This window comes from Pseudomonas fluorescens (genome assembly GCF_902497775.2).
Taxonomy (GTDB): Bacteria; Pseudomonadota; Gammaproteobacteria; order Pseudomonadales; family Pseudomonadaceae; genus Aquipseudomonas; species Aquipseudomonas putida_F.
In genome coordinates this window covers 5,892,546-5,912,931 of sequence record NZ_OZ024668.1, presented here as the reverse complement: position 1 = coordinate 5,912,931, position 20,386 = coordinate 5,892,546, and the positions used below count along the sequence as shown (strand labels likewise).

The window sequence follows — 20,386 nt, the reverse complement described above, 5'->3', positions numbered from 1 at the left end:
GTTTTTCTTTTCCGGCGAACGGCGCTTTTCAGCCTTTGCCCACTACCCCGCCGCTTGAATGCCCGTCTACACTCGAATCAATCCACCTGTGTGACGAGGCCGTTATGCCCCGAATGCCGGCCCTTCTGTTGGCTCTCCTGCTCGTCTGGAGTGCAACGGCCGGCGCCCTGACCCTGACTGAAGAAGAACAAGCCTGGCTCAGCGCACATCCGCAGCTGCGCCTGGGCGTCGATGCATCCTGGCCACCTTTTGAATACCGGGACCAGGACGGTCGCTACCAGGGATTGGCCGCCGACTACATTGCCCTTATCCAGGAACGCCTGGGTGTGCAGTTCAAGCCGATCGAACCGATCAGCTGGACCGCCGTACTCGAGCAGGCGCGCAAGAACAAACTCGACCTGCTGCCCGGCATCATGTCGACCCCCGAACGCCAGAGTTTTCTGGCCTTTACCCGCCCGTACCTGGATTTCCCGATTGTCATCCTGGCCCATGAAGGCGGCCCGCAACCGCGCACTATCAAGGACCTGTACGGCCTGAAAATCGCCGTGGTGGAAAACTACGCCCCCCATGAGCTGCTGCGCACTCACCACCCGGACCTCAACCTGGTGGCCCTGCCCAACGTCAGTTCAGCCCTGCAGGCCCTGGCTACCGACGAGGTCGATGCGGTAGTCGGCGACCTCGCCTCGAGCATCTGGAGCCTGCGCCAGCTCAAGCTTGACGGCCTGTACGTCAGCGGCGAAACGCCCTACCGCTATCAGTTGGCCATGGCTGTGCCACGGGAACAGAAGATCCTGGTCGGGATTCTCGACAAGGTCATGGCCGACATGAGCCCCAGCGAAATCAGCAATATCCAGGAGCGTTGGGTCGGCAAGGTGCTCGATCACCGCACGCTCTGGTACGACCTGCTGATCTACGGCCTGCCCGCCCTGCTGCTGATGATCGCCATTCTGGCGGCCGTGATCCGCGTCAACCGGCGCCTGAGCTCGGAGATTTCCCGGCGTATCGCCCTGGAACAGGAACTGCGCAGCAGCGAGTACCACTACCGCGGCCTGATCGAAAGCCTTTCAGCCATTGCCTGGGAAGCCGATGCCAACGACTTCACCTACAGCTACGTCTCGCCCCACGCCGAAGACCTGCTTGGCTATCCCTTGAACCAGTGGCTGCGCCCAGGCTTCTGGCGCAGCATCATTCACCCTGACGACGCGCTCTGGGCCCAGGCCTACTGCGACAGCGAAACCGCCGCCGGGCGCGATCACAGCCTCGATTACCGGGTCATCCGTGCCGATGGCCGCAGCCTCTGGGTGCGCGATATCGTCAGCCTCATCGAGCACGGACGCAAACCGGTGATGCGCGGGCTGATGATCGACATCAGCGAAACCAAGAACGCCGAAGAAGCCCTGCGCCTGTCGGAACAGAAGTTCGCCTCGGTGTTCCAGCAATGTCCGGACATCCTGGTCATCGCCCGAATGAGCGACGGCTGCCTGCTGGAGGTCAACGAAGCCTTTGAAGAGCAGATCGGCCTGAGCCCGGCGCAAGTTCTGGGCCGCACGGCGACCGAGCTGAATATCTGGGGGATCGACGGCGTCGGCCCTGACCTGCTCAAGCGCTTGCAGTCAGGCAGTATCCGCAACCTGGAGATGATGTTCCGGCGCAGCAACGGCCAGTTGTTCACCGGCCTGACCTCGGCCGAGACCTTCCAGCTCGACAGCACCCCGGCGTTGGTGGTGGCAGTGCGCGACATCAGCCAGCTGAAAGAAACCCAGGAGCAACTGCAAACCTCCGAAGAGAAGTTCGCCAAGGCGTTCCATGCCTCCCCTGACGGCTTGCTGCTATCGCGCCAGAGCGACGGCCTGCTGATCGAAGTGAACGAAGGCTTCTGCCGCCTGACCGGCTACGACACCCACATGTCGCTGGACCACACATCGCTGGACCTGGGCATCTGGGTTGACCTCAACGAGCGTCGCCGGCTGCTGGAGATGATTCAGCGCGACGGCTTTGTGCGCGACTTCAGTTGTCATATCCGCCGCAGCGACGGCCAGATCCGCCTTTGCGAACTATCGGCCAGGCCGCTGCCGATTGCCGGCGTCGATTGCATGCTGACCATCGCCCGCGACATCACCGAACGCCACCTGATGCAAGAAAAGCTGCAACTGGCTGCCACGGTATTCGAGAACACCGCCGAAGGCGTGTTGATCACCGACACCGACCAGCGCATCAGTGCGGTCAACCGCGCCTTCAGCGAGATCACCGGCTACAGCGAATTTGAAGCCCTGGGCCAGACTCCGCGGCTGCTCGCCTCCGGCCAGCACGACAGCGCCTTCTATGTGGCCATGTGGCACCAACTGACTGCCGAAGGCCATTGGCAGGGCGAAATCCACAACCGGCGCAAGAACGGCGAAATTTATCCCAGCTGGCTGACCATCAGCGCCGTGCGCAACAGCGAGCGGGTCATTACGCACTTTGTTGCCGTGTTCGCCGACATCTCCAGCCTCAAGCATGCCCAGGCCAAGCTCGACTATCAGGCCCATCACGACCCGCTCACCGGCCTGCCCAACCGCACCCTGTTCGAAAGCCGCCTGCAGGCCGCGCTCAACTGTGCCCAGGCCTCGAAGCGTCAAGGCGCGGTGCTGTTTCTCGACCTTGATCGCTTCAAGCACATCAACGACAGCCTCGGCCATCCGGTCGGCGACCTGTTGCTCAAAGGCATTGCCCAACGGCTCAAGGAGCAAGTGCGTGACATCGACACGGTCGCGCGCCTGGGCGGCGACGAGTTCATCATCCTGCTGCCCGGCCTGCACCAGCCAAGTGATGCCGAGCACATCGCACACAAGCTGCTGGCCTGCTTCGGTGCGCCGTTCCAGGCCGGCGAACATGAGTTCTTCACCAGCGCCAGCATCGGCACCAGTCTTTATCCACAAGACGGCACCGACGTCGCCTCGCTGATTCGCAACGCCGATGCGGCCATGTACCGATCCAAGGCCAAGGGACGCAACCGGGTTGAGTCCTACACCCGCGACCTGACTGCGCAGGCCAGCGAACGCATTGCCCTGGAGCACGAACTGCGCCGGGCCATCGAACGCAATGAACTGAGCCTGTGCTACCAACCCAAGTTCAGCCTCAAGACCCAGAGCCTGGTCGGCGCCGAGGCACTGATCCGCTGGACCCACCCTGGGTTCGGCGACGTCCCGCCAGAGCACTTCATACCGCTGGCTGAAGAGAACGGCATGATCCTGCAACTGGGTGACTGGGTGCTGGAGCAGGCCTGCCGGCAAATGCAGGACTGGAAGCGCAGCTACCTGGCATTCGGCCCGCTATCGGTCAACCTGGCCGGCGCCCAGCTGCGCCAGCCAAGCCTGGTCAAGCGCATCGAACAGCTGCTCAAGACCCACCAGCTCAAGGCTGGCGACCTGCAGTTGGAAATCACCGAGAACTTCATCATGAGCCAGGCTGAAGAGGCCCTGGCCATTCTTCATCAGCTCAAGCACCTGGGTGTGCAATTGGCGATCGACGACTTCGGCACCGGCTACTCGTCGCTTAGCTACCTCAAGCGCCTGCCGCTGGACATCCTCAAGATCGACCAGTCGTTCATCCGCGGCCTGCCGGACGATCCCCACGACGCGGCGATTGCCCGCGCCATCATCGCCCTGGGCCGCAGCATGCAACTGACCATCATTGCCGAAGGGGTGGAAAGCCAGGCCCAGCAGCAGTTCCTCGCCGCCGAAGGTTGCGAACAGATCCAGGGCTACATCGTCAGCCTGCCGCTGCCGGCTGAAGAATTCGCCAAGACCTTCCTTCGCATAGCTCTTTCAGATCTTTCGGATGGCACAGCCTGGAATCCCTCGTTATAATCCGCGTCCACTGGGGCCTATAGCTCAGTTGGTTAGAGCAGGGGACTCATAATCCCTTGGTCGCAGGTTCGAGTCCTGCTGGGCCCACCATCTTCAAAGCCGCGCACTGCGCGGCTTTTGTCGTTTCTGACACTGCTGTTTTCACTTCAGTTAGGTCATCTCTCGGCTTCATGTGCCCACAAAGCGTCCACAGGTGCCATTGCCAGTGCGGGGGCAAAGGCCGGTACACTGGAGGGACAGCTCAAACCGATAACGCTTTAGTCCAGCAACAACAAACCCGCCAGTCCGGCGGGTTTGTTGTTCACGCTCTGATGTCGGGGGATGCTTCTTGCAGCACGCGCAGCGCTGCAGACGCCAAGAAGCCCGAACGGCTTTTCTGTTCTGGATGATTCTTCACATAGTTGTCGATGCGCTGCAGCAGAAACTCCGGCAGAGACGCATTGAACCGTACCGACTTGCCCAGGTATGGGGTCACATCGAAATCAACGACGGCCCACACGCCACCCGCATAATCGGGATTGCTCAAATGAGCATCGATAGCTTGGCTTTGAGGCAATGGCTCTTCATCGGCAACTAGTGATTCGAAGTGCAGGGCCAAAGCCTCCTGGACGTTGTCCAGCGCTTCGTCAACGGTTGCACCTGAAGAAAAGCAGCCCGCGACATCCGGCACCGTCACGCCGTAGTCTGAATCTGGGTCTTTATGAATGACGACTGGAAATTTCATGAGCGCTCCTGTTCTCAACCCTTCCTCAAGGAGGGGCGTGCAAACTTGCAGGCCTCACTTGAGGCCAGCGGTTTTCAGTATGTTGTTCAACGTCCCTTTTGGTATATCGCTCTTGGGATGTGGGACCGTCACCCTGCCGGGTTTGGTTGGATGCTTGAAGTGGTGGTGACTACCTCTCACACCTACCTCTTGCCATCCATCCTCCTCAAGTAGCGCGATTATTTCTCTACTTCGCATGCTGCCGCTTCGCGCCATTTCGTGTGTACATTACACACGACTACAGGTCCGGGCAACAAATATATACACACGATACACACTAATTAATTCATCCTGGTACAGACGAACCGCCCCTGACCGACATAGGTCCCCTTCCCTTCGATCCGTTGATCAGGCACCACCAGGTACACACTATCCAGGGTGCGCTAGTCATCGGGAAACACGGCCTCAACTACGAAGAAGATCCCCCTCCCGCCGACGCGCTTTGCGTCGCGAAAAAGTGCAAAGCTCCGGGGCGATGCAATCGGGGCCGCGCCCAGGCCTGCTGTGGGCCCTGTGGGGCCGAGGGGCATTGCACTCTGGGGCCCACCAAACAAAAAACCGCGCAGTGCGCGGTTTTTTATGTCTGGGAACAAAGGCAGGTTTCATCTGCGACGCCTGAGCTTGTCCAGCAACCAGTCACCGACAATCAGCGGCACCCACACAAGCGGTATCAAAACGAAGCTGAGCGCTGCCAAAGCGCCCAGCAATGCGCGCTTCAATGACTGAAGCGTGCGAAAGGTCTTATGGTCATTCATCTCGAACCCTGAGTATTAAAAGCGCAGCGACATCCTTGCCGCCGGTACCTTCACCACTCTAGCCCGTTACCTCAGAAACGCACTCGAAACAGCGTACGCCAGAAGTTCTTCAGCGGCGAAATGCGATGCTTGTCCCAGTTGCGTTGCCAGAACTCGTCTTCATTCCTGACCAGCGTTTCGATATCGCTGCCCGTCGCTGACGCCGCATGCTGGCGGAATAGCATGGGGAACACGCAGTGCTGTTTGATCCGCTGCTTGAACAGCACATCCACCGGCGTGCCGTCGTACGGCGTTTCCGCCAGGATCCGGCAGCCTGCAGGCGACAAAATGTAAGCATGCAGCGCCACCACCCGGCCACGGGCAATGTAGGGGAACCAGGTCAGCCAGGTTCTGCCCATGCTGTACCCCAGGTGCAGCGCTTGGAAATTACGCGTGCGGATGAAGCGGTTGACCCAACGGATAGGCGCCGCCTTCAGTGCATAGGCCTGTACGTCATCCTCGAAGATCAGCACGCGCTGCAAGCCTTCTGCCAATGCCTGGCGTGCCAAGGCCTGGTGGGACTCATAACAGCCCCGGACCGGATCATCACTACGCTCGACAACGTGAAAGATCACCTGATTCTGGATCAGGCTGCCAACGGTCTGCCGGAACAACTCGCGCCGGTCGTTTCGCTCTTTGATGGAAATGCAATAAACGGCATCTACGTCGAACTTGATCTTGCTCAAAACGGTTCCCTTGAACGGGCAACCCACTCACGTCTGGCCGCGCCTGAAAAGCTGGGGAGTTTACTGACTTCAAAGCATGAGCACAAAGCCACTATCTGACGGCGAGATTAAGCCTCTTCTTGCACATTCGCAGGAACCTTGGCCCGGCCTGGCAGGTCAACTTTTTAACAATAATTTACAAGTCGACAGCATGCGGCTTTCGTTGATGCCAGATGTGTAAGGACCTGACCTATGGGCGCCACTGCAGTAACACGTCCCCATGAACACCCCTTGAGCGTCAGCAATTTCGAGAAATGCCGGAACATCCGCTCAGGTCCGGTATTTATTGTCGCCTCTGGCAGATCAGCAGCGGGGTTCCCGCTGGAGGCTTTCAGTGACGTTCCGATGATCACTATGAACGGCGCGATTTCGATGTTTCTCGATACGCCCATCAAACCGTTTTTCTATGCCTGTACCGACCGCGACTTCTCGGTTCAGCAACCCGAGCTATTTGCCCAGGCAATGCTGCGCAGCGAGCGGGTCGCACTCTGGCAAGATCACTTTGCCGGAGCGCACGTTGCCACCGAAGCCGAGCTGTACTTTCTAAAGAAAGCTCCCAAGCCAAAGTTGACCGATTTTCTTTCGCGCAATAACCAGGACCTGGTGCGCAATCGCTCCTTTCTCGGCTGTCGCAGGAAATCCCTGGGGTTCAGCAAGAATCTGCAGCATGGTTTTTTTGATGCCCGCACGGTGGCGTACCTGGCCTTGCAGATTGCCTATCATGCTGGTTTCAACAGGGTGTTCCTGGTCGGCGTCGATCTCGACCAGAACCTAGGCCGATTCTACGAAAGCCCCGGCACGACAGCTTCCCCTTGTGGCCTGGATCAGCATTTTGAATCACGTATCCTGCCGTCTTTCCAACTGGTCGCCGACTCGGTGATAAGCAAGGACTTTGCTGTCTATAACCTCTCTGCCACGTCGCGCATTCCGCGCAACCTCATCGCCTACAAGTCGCTGGAGGAAGTAACTGCCATGGTTCGCGGCTGATTATCCCAAGGCAGCTGATTCGGTGCGCAAAGCCGCGCACCGTATATACCGGGTGTTACCCCGTAATGGCGTTGAAACAGTGCAATGAACGCCGACACCGAGTCATAGCCCAACTCATTGGAGAGGGTCGTCACGCTCATACCCTGGGCCAACATCGGTAATGCCGCGAGCAAGCGCAGGCGCTGACGCCATTCGCGGAACGATAGCTGCGTCTGTGCCTGAAACAGCCGCACCAAGGTGCGCCGTGAAGCCCCTACAAGCCGAGCCCAATCTTCAACACTGCGGTTGTCCGCAGGATTGGCTTGCAAGGCTTCAGTGATTCGCCGCAAGCGCGGGTCGCTGGGCAGCGGCAGGCCGAATGGCGCTTCGGGCAGCTCGCGCAACTCATCGACCAACACTTGTAAGAGCCGCGCCTGTGCCCCTTGTGCAGGATACTCCGGGGCAAAACGACTGGCCTTGTCGATCAGTTCGCGTACCAACGGCGTGACTTGCAGCACACCACAAGGACGCTGATAACCATTGAGCAGCGAGTCGTCCAGGTACAGCCCGCGAAACTCGATGGCCTGGTCGCTATAGGCGGTGTGCTCGATGCCTGCCGGTATCCATAACGCACATTGCGGCGGCAACAGGTAGCTGTGTTGTTCGGTCAGCACCTGCATGATCCCGGCACTGGCATAGGTGAACTGCACCCAGGGATGGCTGTGCATCTGCACCCGATGGCCCGCCGGAATGGCAAACATGCGCCGATAGACAGGGTCTGGCAGTTGCTGAAAGTCCGGCAGCGGCGGCACTTCACTGGTTTGTCTCGTTGGCGGCATTACCTGTCTCCTTTGCTCAAGTGAGCCGACAAAGGCCGATGGTAGCCTGCGCCCGGCTTCGTTGAACAACCCAAGGAGACACCGATGAGCAGCCATGTACGTGTAAACCGCTTGAGCGTGCCCGCCATCCAGCAGCGCAAAGGCGCTGGCAACCTGGTCGTGCTGACCGCCTACAGCATGCCAATGGCGCGCTGGGTCGATGCCGAGGCCGATGTGATCATCGTCGGCGACTCGCTGGGCATGGTCCTCTACGGTATGCCCAGCACCCTCGGCGTTACCCTGGAGATGATGATTGCCCACGGCCAGGCGGTAATGCGTGGGTCCGAACGCGCCTGCGTGGTCATCGACCTGCCATTTGGCAGTTATCAAGCTTCACCTGAACAGGCATTCCTCAGTGCCGCCCGACTGCTGCGCGAAACCGCTGCCCAAGGCGTCAAGCTTGAAGGCGGTGAAGAGATGGCCGAGACCGTGGAATTCCTCACTCGCCGTGGGATTCCGGTCATGGCCCATGTCGGGCTGATGCCGCAGCAGGTCAATTGCCTGGGCGGTTTCAAAGCCCAGGGCCGCGACGATCAAAGTGCCGCCAAAGTGCGCCGGGATGCCCTGGCCATGCAGGCCGCCGGCGCCTTTTCGGTCGTGCTCGAAGGCATCGCCGAACCCCTGGCGCGGCGCTTGAGCGAAGAGTTGGCAATCCCCACCATCGGTATCGGTGCTTCGCCAGCCTGTGATGGTCAGGTACTGGTCACCGAGGACCTGCTTGGTTTGTTCGGCGAATATCAGCCGCGCTTCGTCAAACGCTTTGCCGACCTTCAGCCGCAGATCGCCCACGCCCTGGCCGCCTATGCTCGAGAGGTGCGTGACGGCAGCTTCCCCCAAGCCGAGCACTGCTTCAAGCCGCGCTGAGCACAGACGTCTTGCCCAAGGGTCAGGGCAATGGATAGGCTATCGCGCTTATTCCATGAGCCGTGAAATGCGGCTCTTGCCAGAGAGTGCCCATGTCCGACAGCCGCCCCGTTGCCCTCGACGAAATCGATCGCCAGTTGATCTCGCTGCTGCAGATCAACGCCCGTGAAAGCGTCGCCACGCTTGCCCGGCAACTGGGTATCGCGCGCACCACGGTAACCTCGCGCCTGGCCCGCCTGGAGAAGACCAAGGTCATCAGCGGCTATGGCGTGCGCCTGGGCCAGCGCTTGATCGATGGCGGCCTGCAGGCTTATGTCGGCATCAAGGTGCAGCCGCGTTCGGGCAAGGACGTGGTACGGCGCCTGAGCGCCATGGGCCAGGTCCAGCAATTGTGCGCGGTCAGCGGCGAATTCGATTACGTCGCTTGGCTGCGCAGTGATTCGCCCGAGCAACTGGACCAGTTGCTCGATCAGATCGGCAGCGTTGAAGGCGTGGAGAAAACCACCACCTCGATCATTCTCAGCAGCAAGGTGGATCGCGGGCAGCCGGTTTGACACGCCAGGCAATCATCCCCCCGGCGGCCTCACGGCTGCACGTATAGGCTGGTTACAGGCCCGTCGCTTGACGGCAAAGCCTGATGACCACAAACTATACGCAGATAACGTACAGAGCATGGAAGCACTTTTCGTCGAACTGCCGGCCTTTGCGCGCTATCGCCGTGAATAACTGGATGACGAGGCACTAAGGAGTTTGCAGTTGATATTGCTGCTCAACCCCCAGGCTGGCTCAGTCATCCAGGGGACCGGTGGCCTGCGCAAGATCCGCTTCGCCGATGGTCTGCGGCACAAGGGCAAACGTGGCGGTATTCGAGTCATCTACTACTGGTGGAACAATGGCCAGCAGTTCTGGCTGCTCACCTTGTATGGCAAGGATCAGCAGGACGATCTGAGCCCTGTGCAACGCCAGTCGCTCAAACAGATGCTCGATCTGGAAATCGAAGCGAGGACATAAAATGAAACGCGATATTTTTTCCGAACTGAACGAAGGCTTCGATGCCCTTGCCCAGGAGCGTCAAAGCAAGCTGACCCTGCGCTCGCACAAAGTACAACTCGCCGAGCTGATGGAGGTGTCGGCCGAAGAGCTGGTGGCTATTCGCGAACGCCTGAACATGTCGCGCGCGGTGTTCGCCATGTATCTGCGCACCAATGCCCGCACCCTGGAAAACTGGGAACAAGGCAGGGCCCGCCCCAATGCCCAGGCAATGACGCTGATCCGCCTGGTAGAAAAATTCCCTGAGACGGTCGAACACCTGGCCGCTTTGACGTGATTCGTCAATTCGCTAATTACTAGCGTCAAAATGACCTATTTCTAATCATAACGACGACACTCTGCATCTTAATTACGTAACCCCCACCCCCTAAAATGACCGCCAGTGTTTTTCTATACTCAAGCTCCGCACCCCGCGCAGCGCCTGGCAAGGTCACTTATGAACAAGAACAATCGCCACCCCGCCGACGGCAAGAAACCCATCACCATTTTCGGCCCGGATTTCCCCTTTGCCTTTGACGACTGGATCGAGCACCCGGCTGGTCTGGGCAGTATTCCGGCTGAACGCCATGGCGAAGAAGTGGCGATTGTCGGCGCCGGTATCGCTGGGCTGGTGGCCGCCTACGAGTTGATGAAGCTGGGCCTCAAGCCTGTGGTGTACGAAGCCTCGAAAATGGGCGGGCGCCTACGCTCGCAAGCCTTCGAAGGCACCGATGGGATCATCGCCGAACTGGGTGGCATGCGCTTTCCGGTGTCGTCGACGGCGTTCTACCACTATGTGGACAAGCTCGGCCTTGAAACCAAGCCCTTCCCCAACCCGCTGACCCCCGCCTCGGGCAGCACGGTAATCGACCTGGAAGGCCAGACCCACTACGCGGAAAAACTCTCCGACTTGCCCAAGCTGTTCCAGGAAGTGGCCGATGCCTGGGCCGATGCTCTCGAAGACGGCGCCCGCTTCGGCGATATCCAGCAGGCTATCCGCGACCGCGATGTGCCGCGCCTCAAAGAGCTGTGGAACACCCTGGTACCGTTGTGGGACGACCGCACCTTCTATGACTTCGTCGCCACTTCCAAAGCTTTTGCCAAGCTCAGCTTCCTGCACCGCGAAGTATTCGGCCAGGTCGGTTTCGGCACCGGTGGCTGGGACTCGGACTTCCCCAACTCGATGCTGGAAATCTTCCGCGTGGTAATGACCAACTGCGACGATCACCAGCACCTGGTGGTCGGCGGCGTCGAGCAGGTACCGCTGGGCATCTGGCGTCATGTCCCGGAGCGCTGCGCACACTGGCCGGCCGGCACCAGCCTGAGCGCGTTGCACCGCGGCGCGCCTCGCCCCGGGGTGAAAAGCATTGCCCGCGATAGCGACGGGCGCCTGGCGGTGACCGACAACTGGGGCGACACCCGCCACTACGCCGCCGTGCTGACCACCTGCCAAAGCTGGCTGCTGACCACCCAGATCGAGTGCGAGGAATCGCTGTTCTCGCAGAAGATGTGGATGGCCCTGGACCGTACCCGTTACATGCAGTCGTCGAAGACCTTCGTCATGGTCGATCGGCCGTTCTGGAAGGACAAGGACCCGCAAACCGGTCGCGACCTGATGAGCATGACCCTGACCGACCGCCTGACCCGCGGCACCTACCTGTTCGACAACGGCGACGACAAGCCGGGGGTGATCTGCCTGTCTTACTCGTGGATGAGCGATGCGCTGAAAATGCTCCCGCACCCGGTGGAAAAGCGCGTCAAGCTGGCCCTCGATGCTCTGAAGAAGATCTACCCGAAAGTCGATATCGCCGGGCACATCATCGGCGACCCGATTACCGTGTCGTGGGAGGCCGATCCGCACTTCCTCGGTGCCTTCAAGGGCGCCCTGCCTGGCCATTACCGCTACAACCAGCGCATGTACGCGCACTTCATGCAGCAGGACCTGCCAGCCGAGCAACGCGGCATCTTCATCGCCGGTGACGATGTGTCGTGGACCCCGGCCTGGGTCGAAGGCGCGGTGCAGACTTCGCTCAATGCGGTGTGGGGTATCATGAATCACTTCGGTGGGCAGACCCACCCGGACAACCCAGGCCCGGGCGATGTATTCAATGAGATCGGCCCCATCGCCCTGGCCGACTGACGGGAGAATTGCCATGCGCATCGCCCTGTTCCAAGGCGAACCGCAACCGCTGGACATCCCCGGCAACCTCGAGCGCCTGCACCAGCAGGCGCAACTGGCCGCTGCCCGCGGTGCCGAGCTGCTGGTGTGCCCGGAGATGTTCCTGAGCGGTTACAACATCGGCAGCGAAGCCGTCGCACGCCTGGCCGAAGCCGAAGACGGCCCGTCGGCCATGGCCGTGGTGGAGATCGCCCAAAGCAATCGCATCGCCATTGCCTACGGCTACCCGGAGCTGGCGGACGACGGTCAGATCTTCAACAGCGTGCAGTTGATCGACGCCCATGGCAGCAGCCTGTGCAACTACCGCAAGACCCACCTGTTCGGTGGCCTGGACCGGGCGATGTTCAGCCCGGGGCCGGATCACTTCCCGGTGGTCGAGCTCAACGGCTGGCGCCTTGGATTTCTGATCTGCTACGACATCGAGTTCCCGGAAAACGCCCGGCGCCTGGCCCTGGCCGGTGCCGAGCTGATCCTGGTGCCGACGGCGAACATGGTGCCCTTCGACTTCATTGCCCAGGTCACCGTGCGCGCCCGCGCCTACGAGAACCAGTGCTACCTGGCGTACGCCAACTACTGCGGCAGCGAAGACGAAATCCACTACTGCGGGCAAAGCAGTATCGTCGGCCCGGACGGCAGCATCCTGGCCATGGCCGGTCGTGACACGGCGCTGCTGAGCGCCGACCTGGACCTGCAGCGGGTGCAGCAAGGGCGGGCCAACAACCCTTACCTGCACGACCTGCGCCCCGAGCTCTACAGCACGCCGCGGCAATAATCCGCTAGCATGACGGTTCGCCTGTATCCGGAGCCGTCATGCCCAGCGCCCTTCACATCCTGACCCTCGCCAATGGCCTGCAGGTGACCCTGCGCCATGCGCCGCAGCTAAAACGCTGCGCAGCGGCAGTGCGGGTACAGGCCGGCAGCCATGACGCGCCACGGGCGTGGCCGGGGTTGGCGCACTTTCTCGAACATCTGTTCTTTCTTGGCAATCAACGTTTCGCGCTGGAAGACGGCCTGATGCGCTACGTGCAGCACTACGGCGGCCAGGTGAATGCCAGTACCCGTGAACGCAATACCGAGTTCTTCTTCGAAGTGCCGCCAGCGGCCTTTGCCGGTAGCCTGGAGCGTCTTTGCCAGATGCTTGCGCACCCGCAGTTCGACCTTGAACGGCAAGTGCGCGAGCGGGAAGTGATCCATGCCGAGTTCATTGCCTGGTCACGCAATCCACAAGCGCAGCGGCAGTTTGCCTTGCTTCAGGCTGCTGGCAGCGAACATCCGTTGAGCGCTTTTCAGGCTGGCAACCGTTACAGCCTGCAGGTTCAAAGCCCGGCGTTCCAGGCGGCATTAAGGGATTTTCATCAGCGCTTCTATCAGGCCGGGCAGATCACCTTGAGCCTGAGCGGGCCGCAAAGCCTCGACGAACTGCAGGCGCTGGCGTGTCGATTCGGCCAAGTGTTCAATAGCGGGACAAAAGTGCAGCAGTCGCTGCCACCGAGCTTCCACAGCCGGGCGCCTTTGCTGATGTGCAGCGAGCGGCAACTGGATGTGCTGTACCCATGTGACCAACTGCCCCCAGGCGTTGAGCAGGCCATCGACTTTCTCGCGACCTGGCTGAGCGACGCTCGCCCTGGCGGGTTGCCGGCAACCTTGCGTGAGCGCAATTGGCTAGCGCAATTGGAGTTTTCATCGCTCTACAGCTTTGCCGGCCAGACCCTGCTGCATGCGGGCCTGACACTCAAGGATGCGGCTCAGGCCGAGCAGGTCCAGGCATTGCTGAGCGACTGGCTGGCGTTCTTCCGAGCGGCTGACGTGAGCCGCATCAATCAGCAATACGCTCGCTTGCAGCAATGCCGCGAACAACGCGCCAGCGCACTGGAACTGGCACGCCGGGACAGCGCCGGGCAACCCTTCGCGGCACTGGACAAGCAAGGGCTCACAGCGCTCGGGCTGCTACTCGCGAGAATGCTCGATGGCCAGACACAAACGCCCGGTGAACCTTGGCGGCTGCCCGCCGCGAATCCACTGCTGAACGTCGAGCTTCAAGCCGTTGCACCAACCGCCGTTCCCCAAGGCCTGACCCTGTCGCCCCTGCTGCCGCCGGTATGCCAGCATGGCGTTATCTACCTGCGTTGGCAGCTGACCTCAGCCTTGCGCGAACGTCTCTGGCAAGTGCTTGATCGGGCCCTGCAAACCCTGCGCGAACAGGCAGCCCAGGCCGGCGTGCAAGTGCAGTTCAGCGCCTGCGACAAGTACTGGCAGCTACGCTGCGCCGGTAACGGCGCAGTGGTGGTCGCGGTTGTCGAACAGGCGTTGGCGATACTGCGGCTCCCCGCCAGCCAAAGCTGGACACCCGGCGCTGCCGAGCAGAACGACGCTATGCCCATCCGTGCCCTGCTCAGGCAGCTTGCAGAGCAGGTGCTGGGCCGCATCGACGAACCGCTGCCGGCCTGCACCATCAGCCAGAGCGATCTTGATGCGCTGTGGAAGTATTCAATATGGAATGGACTCTCGACCGGCTTCAGTGCCGCCGAGCAATCGGCATTGAACCAGGCCTTGGGCAAGGTGCCCGGGCGCGCCGGCAGGCATCTACCCGCCAGAATCGAAGCTGTGCGGCGCTGGCAAACACTACCGCCGGTGGCCAGCGAACACGCACTGTTGCTGTTTTGCCCGGTCGAAGACCAAGCCACTGGCCGGCTCCTTGCCCAGCAGTTGCAAGGGCCCTTCTATCAACGGCTGCGAGTCGAGCTGAATCTGGGCTATGCGGTGTTCAGCGCCTTCCGTCAGATCGAGGGCTGCAATGGCCTGCTACTCGGCGTGCAGTCGCCGTCGGCCAGCCACGCCGAGATCGTCAGGCACATCCACACAGTACTCGATGCCCTGCCCGCCACGCTGAGCTGCAACACCGCGGACAAGCAGGCCCTCGCCGCACAGTTCGACGAACAGGCCATGACCAACAATGACGTTGCCGAATGGGCCTGGCAGGCGCATCTGGCCGGCCATCGGCAGCCGCTGCTGAGCGATCTGCAAGCGGCGATCCTGGCCGTCGACACGCCACAGCTACAGCACCTGGCCCGCCAGACAAGCCAGGCCGAACACGGCTGGCTGTGCCTGGCCAACGGTCCGCGCCCCAGCGAAACCTGGCACTGACGCGGGCGATTTTTACCCTCCCTGTAACGACGTTTATCTTAGATTTAACCATTCGGTCCGTATTTTTTTAGTAAGATAGCGCAATCTCGGCTATGGGAACCCCTCATCTGGAGGGTGGACTAAATAAGTAGCTGGCAAACCCCAGACCTATCCGGAAGGAGTAATCCCATGTGGACCAAACCTGCTTACACTGACCTGCGTATCGGCTTTGAAGTGACCATGTATTTCGCAAGCCGCTGAACCTGCTTGCGGTACAACGCCTCGGCCCGCCGGGGCGTTTTTATTTCAGGACGCGGCAGGAGTGGCCATGTACATCCAGATTCTAGGTTCCGCCGCCGGCGGCGGGTTCCCGCAGTGGAACTGCAACTGCGCAAACTGCAAAGGCTTCCGCGACGGCAGCTTGCGCGCCACGGCGCGTACCCAGTCATCGATTGCCTTGTCTGACGACGGTATCCACTGGGTTCTGTGCAACGCCTCGCCGGACATCCGCGCGCAGTTGCAAAGCTTTGCCCCGATGCAACCGGCCCGCGCCCTGCGCGACACCGGCATCAATGCCATCGTCCTGCTCGACAGCCAGATCGACCACACCACCGGCCTGCTCAGCCTGCGCGAAGGCTGCCCGCACCAGGTCTGGTGCACTGACATGGTCCATCAGGACCTGAGCACCGGCTTCCCGCTGTTCACCATGCTCAGCCACTGGAACGGCGGCCTGCAATGGAACCGCATCGAACTCGAAGGCAGCTTCGTCATCGACGCCTGCCCGAACCTGCGCTTCACCCCATTCCCACTGCGCAGCGCCGCACCGCCCTACTCTGCACACCGCTTCGACCCACACCCGGGCGACAACCTCGGGCTGATGGTCGAGGACCTGCGCACCGGCGGCAAACTGTTCTACGCCCCGGGCCTGGGCCAGGTCGACGACAAACTGCTACAGATGATGGCCGACGCCGACTGCCTGCTGGTCGACGGCACCCTGTGGGAGGATGATGAAATGCAGCGCCGTGGTGTCGGCACCCGCACCGGCCGCGAGATGGGCCACCTGGCGCAGAATGGCCCGGGCGGCATGCTCGAGGTGCTGGAAGGCTTCCCGCGTCAGCACAAGGTGCTTATCCACATCAACAACACCAACCCGATTCTCGATGAGGATTCGGCCGAACGCGCCGAATGCGCACGCCGCGGCGTCGAAGTCGCCTTCGACGGCATGAGCATCACCCTCTAGGAGCCGACATGAGCGACGCCAAACCGCTGTCCCCCGCCGAATTCGAGCAGGCCCTGCGCGCCAAGGGCGCCTATTACCACATCCATCACCCCTACCATGTGGCGATGTATGAAGGCCGGGCGAGCCGCGAGCAGATCCAGGGCTGGGTCGCCAACCGTTTCTACTACCAGGTCAACATCCCGATGAAGGATGCCGCGATCCTGGCCAACTGCCCGGATCGCGAGATCCGTCGCGAGTGGATTCAGCGCCTGCTCGACCATGACGGCGCCCCCGGCGAAGACGGCGGCATCGAAGCCTGGCTGCGCCTGGGCCAGGCGGTCGGCCTCGACCCAGACCAACTGCGCTCCCAGGAACTGGTGCTGCCCGGCGTGCGCTTTGCCGTGGATGCCTATGTCAATTTCGCCCGCCGCGCCAGTTGGCAGGAGGCGGCCAGCAGCTCGCTGACCGAGCTGTTCGCCCCGCAGATCCACCAGTCGCGGCTGGACAGCTGGCCGCAGCACTACCCGTGGATCGACCCGGCTGGCTACGAGTACTTCCGCACCCGTTTGGGCCAGGCCCGGCGTGACGTCGAGCATGGGCTGGCGATCACCCTGCAGCACTACACTACAGTTGAAGGCCAGCAGCGCATGCTGGAGATCCTGCAGTTCAAGCTGGACATTCTCTGGAGCATGCTCGATGCCATGAGCATGGCTTACGAACTGAACCGCCCGCCGTATCACAGTGTCACCAGCGAAAGGGTCTGGCACAAAGGAATCGCCTTATGAGTTTCGATCGCACGCAAGTCCCGGCATGGCGCCCGGGTTATCGCTTCCAGTACGAGCCGGCACAAAAGGCTCATGTGCTGCTGTATCCGGAAGGGATGATCAAGCTCAACGAGAGTGCCGCGCTGATCGGCGGGCTGATCGACGGCCAGCGCGATGTCGCGGCGATCATTGCCGAACTCGACACCCAGTTCCCCGACGTACCTGAGCTCGGTGACGACATCGAGCAATTCATGGAGGTGGCCCGTGCCGAACACTGGATCACCCTTGCCTGAACTGCCGGCAAAACCTGAAGTCGGCCTGCCGCTGTGGCTGCTTGCCGAACTGACCTACCGTTGCCCGCTGCAGTGCCCGTACTGCTCCAACCCCCTGGACTTCGCCGCCCAGGGCCAGGAGCTGAGCACCGAGCAATGGTTCAAGGTGATGGCCGAGGCGCGGGAGATGGGCGCCGCGCAACTGGGCTTCTCTGGCGGCGAGCCGCTGGTGCGCCAGGACCTTGCCGAGCTGATCGGCGAAGGTCGGCGCCTGGGCTATTACACCAACCTGATCACCTCCGGCATCGGCCTGACCGAGCAGAAGATCGCCGCCTTCAAAGAGGCTGGCCTGGACCATATCCAGATCAGCTTCCAAGCCAGCGACGAGCAGGTGAATAACTTGCTGGCCGGTTCAAAAAAAGCCTTCGCGCAGAAGCTGGAAATGGCCCGGGCGGTAAAAGCCCATGGCTACCCGATGGTGCTCAATTTCGTCACCCATCGACACAACATCGACAAGATCGACCGCATCATCGAGCTGTGCGTTGCCCTCGAAGCCGACTTCGTCGAACTGGCCACTTGCCAGTTCTACGGTTGGGCCCACCTGAACCGCGTCGGCCTGCTGCCGACTCGCGCCCAGCTTGAACGCGCCGAGCGCATCACCAACGAATACCGGGCCAAGCTGCAGGCCGCCGGCAACCCGTGCAAGCTGATCTTCGTCACCCCGGACTATTACGAAGAGCGCCCCAAGGCCTGCATGAACGGCTGGGGCAGCGTGTTCCTCACCGTCACCCCGGACGGTACTGCCCTGCCCTGCCACGGCGCCCGGCAACTGCCGGTGCAGTTTCCCAATGTCCGCGAGCACAGCATGCAGCACATCTGGTACGACTCGTTCGGCTTCAACCGCTTTCGCGGTTATGACTGGATGCCCGAGCCGTGCCGCTCCTGCGACGAAAAAGAAAAAGACTTCGGCGGCTGCCGCTGCCAGGCCTTCATGCTGACTGGCGATGCCAGCAATGCCGACCCGGTTTGCGCCAAGTCGGCCGAGCACGGCATCATCCTCAAGGCTCGCGAAGACGCCGAGCACGCCCACCAGACCATCGACGAGCTGACCTTCCGTAATGAGCGAAACTCCCGTGTCATTGTCCGCGGCTGAGCGTTTCAGCGCCGCCCAGGCGGTCGCCGCCGGTACCGATTTTGCCGAGCTTCGGGTTGCCGCCCAGGGGCTGTTCTGGAACGAGTTTCGCCCCAGCGACGGCGCCTGCCGGATCTGGCACTGGCGCGATGGCCAGGCCCGTTGCCTGACGCCCAACGGTTTCAGTGTGCGCAGCCGGGTCTATGAATACGGCGGTGGCAGCTTTTGCCTGAGCGACGATGGCCTGGTGTTCGTCAACGAGGCCGACCAGCAGCTCTATTCCCAGGACCTCGACGGCGGGCAGCCGCAACCCTTGAGCGACGGCCAGCGCCGTTACGGCGACCTGCGCTGGGCCAACGGGCACGTGCTGGCGGTCGAAGAAAGCCATGGCCCAGGGGCGGTCGAGCATCGCCTGGTGGCCATCGCCAAGGACAGCCGCACAGTATTGGCCGAAGGCGCTGATTTTTATGCCGCGCCAACCCTGAGCAACGACGGCTCGCGCTTGGCCTGGATCGAATGGAGCCGGCCGGAGCAGCCGTGGACCGCAACCCGGTTGCTCTGCTGCCAACGCCAGGCTGATGGCCAGTGGAGTTCGCCGCGCTGCATCGCCGGTGAACAGGCCCCGCAACAATCCCTGCAGCAGCCTCACTTTGATGCCGCCGGTCGCTTGTATTGCCTGTCCGATAGCAATGGCTATTGGCAGCCCTGGGGCGAAACCGCCACAGGCTGGAAGCCGTTGCCGGCCGCCACTGCCGATCATGCCGGCGCACCCTGGCAGCTGGGCGCCAGCACCTGGATGCCAGTGGACCAGCAACGCTACCTGGCCAGTTGGTTCGAAAACGGCTTCAGCCGCCTGGGCATCTGTAATGCCGACGGTTCGGTAGAGGACTACAGCGCAGGCTACAGTCGTTTTCGCTGTCTCGACCTGGACGAGCAGCACATCTATGCCATTGCCGCGTCCGCCATCAGCCCACCCGCCGTCATCGCCATCAACCGCCAGAACCACCAGGTACAGGTATTGGCGGGCGGTGCTTTACCGCTGCCGGCCGAACGCATCAGCCGCCCGCAAGCGCTGCGCTACCCCAGCGGCGACGGCATCGCCCATGGTTTCTTCTACCCGGCCATGAACGCTGAGGCACAGCCGCCGCTGCTGGTGTTCATCCATGGCGGCCCGACCTCGGCCTGCTACCCGGTGCTCGACCCGCGCATCCAGTACTGGACCCAGCGCGGTTTTGCCGTGGCCGACCTCAATTACCGTGGCAGCAGCGGCTATGGCCGCGACTATCGCCAGGCCCTGCACCTGCGCTGGGGCGAGATTGACGTCGAAGATGCCTGTGCCGTGGTCAGGCACCTGGCCGAGCGCCAGTTGATCGACCCGCAGCGTGCGTTTATCCGCGGCGGCAGTGCCGGCGGCTACACCACCCTCTGCGCCCTGGCGTTCCACGATGTATTTCGCGCCGGTGCCAGCCTGTATGGCGTCAGTGATCCGCAGGCGCTGGCCCGGGCGACGCACAAGTTCGAAGGGGATTATCTGGACTGGCTGATTGGCGATCCGGTGGCCGATGCCGAGCGTTACCAGCAACGCACCCCGCTGCTGCATGCCGCGAACATCAAGGTGCCGGTGATCTTCTTCCAGGGTGAGCTGGATGCCGTGGTGGTGCCGGAGCAGACCCGTTCGATGCTGCAAGCGCTGAAGGCCAACGGCATTCGCGCCGAAGGGCATTTCTACCCTTCGGAGCGTCACGGTTTTCGTACTGCGAGCAACCTGGCGCATGCGCTGGAAGAGGAATGGAAGTTCTATTGGCGAGTGCTGGAGGGCAGTTAGATCGC

Annotated in this window: 19 protein-coding genes and 1 tRNA gene; 16 read left to right on the top strand and 4 right to left on the bottom strand. The window is 61.6% G+C overall.

What is annotated here, in order from left to right; translation table 11 throughout:
* Positions 1–104: 104 nt before the first annotated feature.
* Both F8N82_RS27220 and F8N82_RS27215 read left to right on the top strand, forming a co-directional pair.
* Entirely contained in the window at positions 105–3,848 is a 3,744-nt protein-coding gene (locus F8N82_RS27220) for an EAL domain-containing protein (RefSeq protein WP_038998428.1), read from the top strand.
* A gap of 13 nt (positions 3,849–3,861) precedes the next feature.
* A tRNA-Ile gene (locus F8N82_RS27215) sits at positions 3,862–3,938 on the top strand.
* A gap of 211 nt (positions 3,939–4,149) precedes the next feature.
* On the opposite strand, the gene F8N82_RS27210 is transcribed toward F8N82_RS27215, so the two are convergent.
* The 3 genes from F8N82_RS27210 to F8N82_RS27200 all read right to left on the bottom strand — a co-directional run bounded on the left by F8N82_RS27210 (position 4,150) and on the right by F8N82_RS27200 (position 6,091).
* Positions 4,150–4,572 carry a type II toxin-antitoxin system HicB family antitoxin gene (locus F8N82_RS27210; protein WP_038998427.1) on the bottom strand — a complete coding sequence of 141 codons (423 nt, stop codon included), beginning with the start codon at positions 4,570–4,572 and terminating at the stop codon, positions 4,150–4,152.
* Positions 4,573–4,626: 54 nt separating this feature from the next.
* Positions 4,627–4,809 (bottom strand): type II toxin-antitoxin system HicA family toxin, encoded by a 183-nt coding sequence (locus tag F8N82_RS27205; protein ID WP_080764869.1) that lies wholly within the window; start codon positions 4,807–4,809, stop codon positions 4,627–4,629.
* Between the two features lie 628 nt (positions 4,810–5,437).
* Positions 5,438–6,091 carry a hypothetical protein gene (locus F8N82_RS27200; RefSeq protein ID WP_038998425.1) on the bottom strand — a complete coding sequence of 218 codons (654 nt, stop codon included), beginning with the start codon at positions 6,089–6,091 and terminating at the stop codon, positions 5,438–5,440.
* 270 nt (positions 6,092–6,361) lie between these two features.
* Between F8N82_RS27200 and F8N82_RS27195 the strand changes: the two genes are divergently transcribed.
* Entirely contained in the window at positions 6,362–7,117 is a 756-nt protein-coding gene (locus tag F8N82_RS27195; RefSeq protein ID WP_318196223.1) for a lipopolysaccharide biosynthesis protein, read from the top strand.
* Here the strand turns inward: F8N82_RS27195 and F8N82_RS27190 are convergent.
* Positions 7,075–7,935: an AraC family transcriptional regulator gene (locus F8N82_RS27190; RefSeq protein WP_224793840.1), complete on the bottom strand. Its 861-nt coding sequence runs from the start codon at positions 7,933–7,935 to the stop codon at positions 7,075–7,077. The two genes, F8N82_RS27195 and F8N82_RS27190, sit on opposite strands and share 43 nt — an antisense overlap.
* A gap of 84 nt (positions 7,936–8,019) precedes the next feature.
* Between F8N82_RS27190 and panB the strand changes: the two genes are divergently transcribed.
* From panB to F8N82_RS27125, 13 genes are all read left to right on the top strand, one after another.
* Positions 8,020–8,838, top strand: a complete 819-nt coding sequence (gene panB / locus F8N82_RS27185) for a 3-methyl-2-oxobutanoate hydroxymethyltransferase (RefSeq protein WP_038998421.1) — start codon at positions 8,020–8,022, stop codon at positions 8,836–8,838.
* 92 nt (positions 8,839–8,930) lie between these two features.
* Positions 8,931–9,392 carry an Lrp/AsnC family transcriptional regulator gene (locus tag F8N82_RS27180; RefSeq protein WP_038998420.1) on the top strand — a complete coding sequence of 154 codons (462 nt, stop codon included), beginning with the start codon at positions 8,931–8,933 and terminating at the stop codon, positions 9,390–9,392.
* A 172-nt stretch (positions 9,393–9,564) separates the two neighbouring features.
* Positions 9,565–9,849 (top strand): toxin, encoded by a 285-nt coding sequence (locus tag F8N82_RS27175; protein WP_224793842.1) that lies wholly within the window; start codon positions 9,565–9,567, stop codon positions 9,847–9,849.
* 1 nt (position 9,850) lies between these two features.
* A complete protein-coding gene (locus tag F8N82_RS27170; protein ID WP_038998419.1) occupies positions 9,851–10,165 on the top strand; it encodes a helix-turn-helix domain-containing protein in 315 nt (104 codons plus the stop codon).
* 159 nt (positions 10,166–10,324) lie between these two features.
* Complete coding sequence (locus tag F8N82_RS27165) at positions 10,325–12,007, top strand: flavin monoamine oxidase family protein (protein WP_038998418.1); 1,683 nt, start codon at positions 10,325–10,327, stop codon at positions 12,005–12,007.
* A 13-nt stretch (positions 12,008–12,020) separates the two neighbouring features.
* Positions 12,021–12,818, top strand: a complete 798-nt coding sequence (locus tag F8N82_RS27160; protein ID WP_038998417.1) for a carbon-nitrogen hydrolase family protein — start codon at positions 12,021–12,023, stop codon at positions 12,816–12,818.
* Positions 12,819–12,856: 38 nt separating this feature from the next.
* Positions 12,857–15,190 (top strand): pyrroloquinoline quinone biosynthesis protein PqqF, encoded by a 2,334-nt coding sequence (pqqF, locus tag F8N82_RS27155; protein ID WP_038998416.1) that lies wholly within the window; start codon positions 12,857–12,859, stop codon positions 15,188–15,190.
* A gap of 168 nt (positions 15,191–15,358) precedes the next feature.
* A complete protein-coding gene (gene pqqA / locus F8N82_RS27150; RefSeq protein WP_008365141.1) occupies positions 15,359–15,430 on the top strand; it encodes a pyrroloquinoline quinone precursor peptide PqqA in 72 nt (23 codons plus the stop codon).
* A 67-nt stretch (positions 15,431–15,497) separates the two neighbouring features.
* Entirely contained in the window at positions 15,498–16,409 is a 912-nt protein-coding gene (gene pqqB / locus F8N82_RS27145) for a pyrroloquinoline quinone biosynthesis protein PqqB (RefSeq protein ID WP_038998414.1), read from the top strand.
* 8 nt (positions 16,410–16,417) lie between these two features.
* Entirely contained in the window at positions 16,418–17,173 is a 756-nt protein-coding gene (gene pqqC / locus F8N82_RS27140) for a pyrroloquinoline-quinone synthase PqqC (protein WP_038998413.1), read from the top strand.
* The gene (gene pqqD / locus F8N82_RS27135; RefSeq protein ID WP_038998410.1) at positions 17,170–17,445 is read left to right on the top strand and encodes a pyrroloquinoline quinone biosynthesis peptide chaperone PqqD; all 276 of its coding nucleotides are present in this window, start codon (positions 17,170–17,172) and stop codon (positions 17,443–17,445) included. Before pqqC ends, pqqD begins: the two co-directional genes overlap by 4 nt.
* A complete protein-coding gene (pqqE, locus tag F8N82_RS27130) occupies positions 17,417–18,577 on the top strand; it encodes a pyrroloquinoline quinone biosynthesis protein PqqE (RefSeq protein ID WP_038998409.1) in 1,161 nt (386 codons plus the stop codon). The genes pqqD and pqqE overlap by 29 nt, the downstream gene beginning before the upstream one ends.
* Positions 18,543–20,381: a S9 family peptidase gene (locus F8N82_RS27125; RefSeq protein WP_038998407.1), complete on the top strand. Its 1,839-nt coding sequence runs from the start codon at positions 18,543–18,545 to the stop codon at positions 20,379–20,381. Before pqqE ends, F8N82_RS27125 begins: the two co-directional genes overlap by 35 nt.
* Positions 20,382–20,386 lie beyond the last annotated feature (5 nt).

What these genes read in the sequence shown, in the direction of transcription:
- pqqF (WP_038998416.1), top strand. Translation starts at nt 12,857, where the DNA reads ATGCCCAGCGCCCTTCACATCCTGACCCTCGCCAATGGCCTGCAGGTG.
- F8N82_RS27170 (WP_038998419.1), top strand. Translation starts at nt 9,851, where the DNA reads ATGAAACGCGATATTTTTTCCGAACTGAACGAAGGCTTCGATGCCCTT.
- panB (WP_038998421.1), top strand. Translation starts at nt 8,020, where the DNA reads ATGAGCAGCCATGTACGTGTAAACCGCTTGAGCGTGCCCGCCATCCAG.
- F8N82_RS27220 (WP_038998428.1), top strand. Translation starts at nt 105, where the DNA reads ATGCCCCGAATGCCGGCCCTTCTGTTGGCTCTCCTGCTCGTCTGGAGT.
- pqqB (WP_038998414.1), top strand. Translation starts at nt 15,498, where the DNA reads ATGTACATCCAGATTCTAGGTTCCGCCGCCGGCGGCGGGTTCCCGCAG.
- pqqD (WP_038998410.1), top strand. Translation starts at nt 17,170, where the DNA reads ATGAGTTTCGATCGCACGCAAGTCCCGGCATGGCGCCCGGGTTATCGC.
- F8N82_RS27125 (WP_038998407.1), top strand. Translation starts at nt 18,543, where the DNA reads ATGAGCGAAACTCCCGTGTCATTGTCCGCGGCTGAGCGTTTCAGCGCC.
- F8N82_RS27190 (WP_224793840.1), bottom strand. Translation starts at nt 7,935, where the DNA reads ATGCCGCCAACGAGACAAACCAGTGAAGTGCCGCCGCTGCCGGACTTT.
- F8N82_RS27165 (WP_038998418.1), top strand. Translation starts at nt 10,325, where the DNA reads ATGAACAAGAACAATCGCCACCCCGCCGACGGCAAGAAACCCATCACC.
- pqqC (WP_038998413.1), top strand. Translation starts at nt 16,418, where the DNA reads ATGAGCGACGCCAAACCGCTGTCCCCCGCCGAATTCGAGCAGGCCCTG.
- F8N82_RS27160 (WP_038998417.1), top strand. Translation starts at nt 12,021, where the DNA reads ATGCGCATCGCCCTGTTCCAAGGCGAACCGCAACCGCTGGACATCCCC.
- F8N82_RS27180 (WP_038998420.1), top strand. Translation starts at nt 8,931, where the DNA reads ATGTCCGACAGCCGCCCCGTTGCCCTCGACGAAATCGATCGCCAGTTG.
- F8N82_RS27210 (WP_038998427.1), bottom strand. Translation starts at nt 4,572, where the DNA reads ATGAAATTTCCAGTCGTCATTCATAAAGACCCAGATTCAGACTACGGC.
- F8N82_RS27205 (WP_080764869.1), bottom strand. Translation starts at nt 4,809, where the DNA reads ATGCGAAGTAGAGAAATAATCGCGCTACTTGAGGAGGATGGATGGCAA.